4 protein-coding genes are annotated in these 6,355 nt (G+C 58.2%); 2 read left to right on the top strand and 2 right to left on the bottom strand.

Annotated features, from left to right (window positions below; translation table 11 throughout):
* Positions 1-1,140 precede the first annotated feature (1,140 nt).
* Both E8A46_RS24610 and E8A46_RS24615 read right to left on the bottom strand, forming a co-directional pair.
* Positions 1,141-1,350, bottom strand: coding sequence for a hypothetical protein (locus E8A46_RS24610; RefSeq protein WP_291566774.1), 210 nt, complete (start codon positions 1,348-1,350; stop codon positions 1,141-1,143).
* A gap of 639 nt (positions 1,351-1,989) precedes the next feature.
* Positions 1,990-4,386: an EAL domain-containing protein gene (locus tag E8A46_RS24615; RefSeq protein WP_291566780.1), complete on the bottom strand. Its 2,397-nt coding sequence runs from the start codon at positions 4,384-4,386 to the stop codon at positions 1,990-1,992.
* A 338-nt stretch (positions 4,387-4,724) separates the two neighbouring features.
* Between E8A46_RS24615 and E8A46_RS24620 the strand changes: the two genes are divergently transcribed.
* Positions 4,725-5,888, top strand: a complete 1,164-nt coding sequence (locus E8A46_RS24620) for an ABC transporter substrate-binding protein (RefSeq protein WP_291566776.1) — start codon at positions 4,725-4,727, stop codon at positions 5,886-5,888.
* Positions 5,889-6,134: 246 nt separating this feature from the next.
* Positions 6,135-6,287, top strand: a complete 153-nt coding sequence (locus tag E8A46_RS24625; protein WP_291566778.1) for a hypothetical protein — start codon at positions 6,135-6,137, stop codon at positions 6,285-6,287.
* Positions 6,288-6,355 lie beyond the last annotated feature (68 nt).

Below are 6,355 nucleotides of genomic sequence, written 5' to 3' on the forward strand. Positions count from 1 at the left end.
AAACCGCGCCTGCGGCCCTCGGAATTTTTGACACCTTCTGCAAAACGACTTTTGCAACACTATCGGCACAAAGCGGACCTAACGACCGTCGGGCTGAATGTCCGCTGTCGAGGGCCAAGCAGACATCGCCGTTCCATAACATCTGATTGGCGCATTTTATGTCCGTTGCCGGGGTAATACCCGACCTCAATCGCGCCTGGCGCCAGGTCAGCTTTTGACCCGGATGCGTGGACCGGCTGCATTTCGCAATAGAGATTGTGCGTGGAAACCGGAAGTCGCTGATATGTATCCGGCCTGTTTGATCGGCTCGCGGGCCATGGCCTTGATGGGAATACGCACGCATTTTTGGTCTCACTAGCGGACAGGTTGGCGAGCAACCATTCGGGTCACCAGACTCTTGATGCGTTCATCGATCCGTTCCAGCCGAGCTGATGCGACTTGCCCTTGCGGTTGAACATAAAGTTGCTCATGATGGGTAAATGGGCGCGAAACCATGACGCGCTCGCGTGTTGTCACAAAGCGGCCGATTACCGAATTGCTGCTACCTCAATATACAGCGCCTGCGCCAGCGGTAGGCAATTCTAACCAACGACACACAAGTCGTTCGTCGCGCGGGCTTCATGCCGCGTAGCCAATTGCCATCTCTGGAGGATTTCTTATGTTTCGGATTCCAGCATTCATTGCCGTACTAACGCTGATAGGAACGACTGCTACGGGTGCTTTGGCAGCACAGGGCTCATATGCTAGAAACGGTGGCCAAACGGGATGCTACAATTCCCAAAGATGCGCCTCGTTTTGCAATCAGCAACGCGGAACAAACTGCAAGCAATGGTGCCAACGGCGAGCGTCCACAATGCCACATTGCTAGTAGTTTGAGGCGTCTCACACAACCTGTTCCAGGATCATCAGGTATTGAATTGAGAAGCTGCCTTCGGGCGATTTTTGTGCGGCCTGCATCCGCGATATCACCTATTGGCGGCACTTTTCGGACATGGCGCCATGTCTGACTCTCCGGAATGGGCTTCAAAGCGGACATCCTTGCCGTCATCTATCCGCGACAAGCCGGTCTCCTCAATGCTTGATGCTGGGTTTTTGCCCGGCCGGGCCGGCCCCTCGACCTGAATCACTGCCGGGGGAGCCCTAAACCCGCTCAATGGGTTCGACAGATCGGCCCTCAAGAACTCTGCCATTTTCAAAGCGGATCGAAACCCGGCCATCGGTTCGGAGTTCGACAACTTCGCCTATTTTACCTTGCAGCGTCATTTCGGCCTTCCAGGCAAGAGTGCCAGAGATCAACCTGACCCGATCTCCAATTTTCAGGCTGGCCTCAAACAGGGAGTTTTGCTTCATTTTTCCTTTGCCTTTAGCCCTAGCCCAGCGGCCTTAGCATGGCTCCGATGTGACGTTGTTGCATCCGTAGCACCGGAAAACTCGGACGGCCCTCTTTGTCTGGATCTCTGGTAGTTTGCCCAGGCACTTCATCTGGCTCCCGCAAGCGTCGCATTTATCGATCAGGGCTTTCCGCTGTGGATCGGCGCATTCGTTCATCTCGGACTTTGATCCCCTCTGGGCCTAGAGACACTGCGGCAACATGCTCGGTAAATTGCGCCGGAACAGTGAAGGTGCCCCCCGTAAGACTACGAGCATAATGACCCGTCGCTCCCCGCCGACGCTCCGGGGGTGCTCAGGCGGGTCCGTGCCTTCCGCGGTCGGAAAGCCGCCGAACCGGCTCTGAGTGGCTTGTTAAGCCATAGGCCCTAGCTTCTCATCAATCGCGGGCCTCGTAACTCATACCGCGACGAATTGACGAACCCGCCGGCTCAACCCGGTGGGTTTTCCGTTTGAACGAGTAAGAGGAAGTAACAGCGAGCCTGTCAAAGCGACGCAAATGACCCAACTCGGACATCGTCCGTGTTGATCCGAAACAGGTGCAGATGCGAGGTGGTGGCCGCAAAGGATTTTGCATCTTGTGGAAGTGGACCAGCGGCGCTACGCCGCATCCAGCCGCGAACGATAGGATTGAGGCTGATCGTTGAGTTCGTCGATCGGCACCGGGCGGCCAAGCAAATAGCCCTGCGCGAAATTCACTCCCAGCGTTCTAAGCCCCTCAAGCTGCTCGCGGGTCTCCACGCCTTCAGCCGTAACCGACATGTTCAGACCGCGGGCCAGCGTCACGATCGACGATATAATGGCCGAACTCTTGTGACCCCTGGACAAGCTTCCCATGAAGGACTTGTCGATTTTGATCTTGTCGAATGGGAACGCGGTCAGGCAGCTCAGGGATGAATACCCGGTACCGAAGTCATCAAGAGCAAGCGAGACCCCGATGCTCTTGAGTCTTTCCATGAAGGCATGATTTTCGACCGCTCTCTCCAGCAGGACGGATTCGGTAATCTCAATTTCCAGTCGCTCCGGCGGCAAACCCGACTTCCGCAACGCGGACTCGATGATATCAAACAGCTCGGCCTGCTTGAACTGAACCGGCGACAGATTCACAGATACCGTCGTGTCCGCCGGCCAGGATATCGCGTTGTCGCACGCCTGCCTGATGATCCATTCCCCAAGCGGGACGATGAGTCCGGTTTCCTCTGCAAGCGGAATGAACAGGTCGGGCGGTATCAGCCCTCTGGTTGGATGACGCCAGCGCACAAGCGCTTCCTCGCCTCGCCGACGGCCGGTCTGGACGTCGAAATAAGGCTGATAATGCACTTCAAACTGGCAGCGCGCGATGGCGTCCCGCAGATCGCCTTCAAGGGTGTTTCGAGCTTCAAGTTCCGCGGACATGGCTTCATCGTAAAGCGTGAAGCAGTTCCGTCCCGCCGATTTCGACCGGTATAGCGCGAGGTCGGCTTTTTTCAGCAACTGCTCCTGATCGCTACCGTGCTCCGGCGCCAGCGCAACGCCGATGCTGGTGCCGATTTCGACCCGATGGCCCTGCAACTGGAACGGCTCAGCGATGAGTTTCGAGATTCGGCTTGCCAAATCGATCGAACTGGCCCGCTGATCGTGGCACCCCGCCTGGATGATCGCGAATTCGTCACCGCCGAGCCGCGCCAGCACATCGGTGCCCCGTAGCGCGGAATTCAGGCGAAGCGCCACCTGCCGGAGCAACGCGTCGCCCGCGGCATGCCCAAGCGAATCGTTGACGTTCTTGAAGCGATCAAGATCGAGCATCAGAATTGAAAACACGCCCCGGTCCTGGCGCTCGTACAAGCCGGCGTCCCTGAGTTGCTCCAGAAAGAACGCCCGGTTCGGAAGTCCGGTCAGAATATCGGTCTGCGCAAGCTCGAGGACGCGCCGGTTCGCCAGAGCAAGCTGACGCGAGTTGCGGCTCGCAAGACCCAGATACACGGCCAGGAATGCGGTAATGGCAATTCCGGCGGTGAGTACGGTCAAAGCGCGGTCGTACCGCGCGGTCAGACGGCCGCCGGCGGCAGGAATGGCCTGTACGTGCCAGTTGGCATCGCCGATCCTGAGCAGACCCGACCATTTCGGGCCTTTCGCGAAAGCCCGCACCGTCTGCACCGTCGCCGGCGCCGACGAATAATCGGGGGCGGGCTGATGTCCCGGTCCGGCGTTTGTTTCCAGATCGGGCGGATAGGCATGGATGACGATGGCGGAAGATGCCGCTGTCGCCGTCCTGACCGACTGCAGCAGGTGTGCCAGATCAAATATCCCGACCACGTAACCCGCCAGATTGCGCCGCCGGTCGGCAATCGTAGTGCGCGACGTCCCCTTTACATATACCGGTACGCTGACCAGCACGCCGTGAGTGCTGCCCTTCGCATCGTGAAACAGCCTGGTAGGCATCACCGCGACGGCGTCGTTATCCCGCGCGCGCTCCAGCGTCGCCCACCGGATCGGTTCGGTCGAGTAATCTAGACCGTAGACCGGCGAGGTTTTCGCTTCAGTCGAAAAGAACACCGGGAAATAAACACTGCTCTCCGGCGCGGGAGAAAGGGCACCATCCGTGGCAAGGGATTTGATCCGATATCCGGGGACGCCGTCGCTGACCGCGGCAGCCTCATACTCGGCACGTTCCTTCCAATAGATCTTCGGCACCCAGCCGACGCGAAGGATCCCCGGGTGATCCTCGAACAGACGGCCGCCGAAAACCTCGAACTCGCTGCGGGTAACGTCCTCATTCGCCGACTCGAACAGGGTGCGCAGCGTAACCAGCCGGCTGAGATATTCGTTGATCCCGTTCTGCATCTCGATCAATTGGGTCGCGGCGACGCCCTCGAACTCGACCCAAGTGACGCGCTGCTCCCACCGTCCGACGGCGTAGGCAGCAGCCATCGACAGCAAAAGGCCAATGCATCCTGCCACCAGCGCGGGCCGGAAAAGCAGGGACCACGAGCCCGAGATCCTTCGCCGGTCGACCATGTCTCCCCGGCGTTGGTCATCCAGGTTTCGATCGCTCATCTTCGTCTTTCGTTCGAAACGCGCAGCGGCCACAGAACAGTGGTGCCGTTGTAAACGATCTATCGAGGCGGACTTTGGTTAAAGAGCCAAGAACATCAGAGCAAATGCCGCTTGGTCCGATTGCCTTAGTTAACGATTTCCATAATCGATAAAATGCCCGCGACTTGCTGCGATGTCAGCGATACGCGGTTCCATAGCGGAACAAGAAAAAACACCGGGCGATTAGCGAGCTCTTCATCACGTCGGGATATCATTCAGCGCCCATTGGAGCGGCTTTTCGATCCAGAAGAAATGTTGTCATGCACCAATTGCGATCTACTTTCGCAGGCTTTTCGATCATGCTCGCGGCGGCTGCTCCGCTTCATGCCAGGGCTGACGAGGTCGGCGTTAGTTCCGGCAGCATTCTTTTCGGTCAGGCCGCCGCGCTCGAGGGTCCCTCGTCGGCGCTCGGCCGAGGTATGCGGCAAGGCATTCTCGCAGCATTCGCGGAGGTCAATGGCAAGGGCGGCGTGTACGGCCGCACGCTCGAACTGATAAGCCGGGACGATGGTTACGATCCCGATCGCTCGATCGTTCAGACCGTCAAGCTGATCGATGAGGACAGAGTTTTCGCTTTGATCGGCGCGGTCGGCACGCCCACCTCGACCGTGACCGTTCCGATCGCGAAAGCCGGGAACGTGCCTTTCATCGGTCCGTTCACCGGGGCGGGGTTCCTTCGCGCGCCGGACCTACAAAACGTCGTCAATATTCGCGCGAGCTACGGCGCCGAGGCTGAAGCCTGGATCAAGCACCTGACCGAAGATCTTCATATCAGGAGCGTCGCGATCTTCTACCAGGACGATTCCTATGGTCGCGACGGTTTGGCCGGCGTCAAACTCGCACTGGAGAAACGCGGTCTGGAGTTGACGGCCGAAAGCACCTACGAGCGCAATACCAAAGCGGTTGGCTCCGCCGTGCGCGTGCTCAGGCGTGCCGAACCGGAAGCCGTGGTTATGGTCGGCACCTATGCACCGTGCGCCGAATTCATCAGACTGGCACGCAGGAGCGGCTTCGATCCGATCTTCGTCAATATCTCCTTCGTTGGCGCCAATGCACTGGCAAAAGAGCTCGGCCCCGACGGTGATGGGGTCATCGTGTCTCAGGTCGTGCCATTTCCCTGGGATGCGTCGGCACAGGTAGTGGCTGATTACCAGGCGGCTGAGAAAGCCCTCGATCCAGCTTTGAAACCGGACTTTGTCTCCCTGGAGGGATATCTTTCCGGCCGCCTTGTAGCCGCGGCGCTCGAAATGGCCGGACCAAACCCTACGCGTGCAGATATGCTTCAGATCATCAACGATGTCGGCAGATTTGACATCAGCGGAGATATCATAACGCTCGGGCAAAAGCTGCAAGACGCGCCGGCCAAAGTCTTTCTAACGGTCATTCAGCCGGACGGCACGTTCAAGGCAGTCAAGAAGCTTTAAGAGCGCGTGGCTTCATAAGCCTTTGGTCCGATTGCGCACCGACGAAGCGATCGAACACTGATGCTGTTTTGCTGCAGTGCATGAGCCTCCTAATGGACCCATCTCCGACTTTTCACTGCATCGCTTGACGAGCGACGTTCAGGGCATCTTCCGGAAGAATTAACGACGTGTGGCAATTCTCCATGAACGCTTTGAAGTTAGTCTGCACCTCCAAACCCCCCGAGGGGTTTAACTTTGGAGGGTGACATGAATGCGATTTCAGAAGTTTCCACGCCGGCCGTTTCCGAAGCGCAAACCGACTACATTCGGGACGCGATCGCTGTGATTTGTGGTCTTGCCGTGCTCGTGTTCGCGTGCCTGGCGTCTGAAGGCTTGGATAAGGGTGTCGGCTTCTTCTAACGAACCGCATTCCCGTCGCCCGCGTAGTGCCACCGCACCGGTGCGGGCGACGTTTCACTGACCGGATT

Source organism: Bradyrhizobium sp. (genome assembly GCF_004799445.1).
Classification (GTDB): domain Bacteria; phylum Pseudomonadota; class Alphaproteobacteria; order Rhizobiales; family Xanthobacteraceae; genus Bradyrhizobium.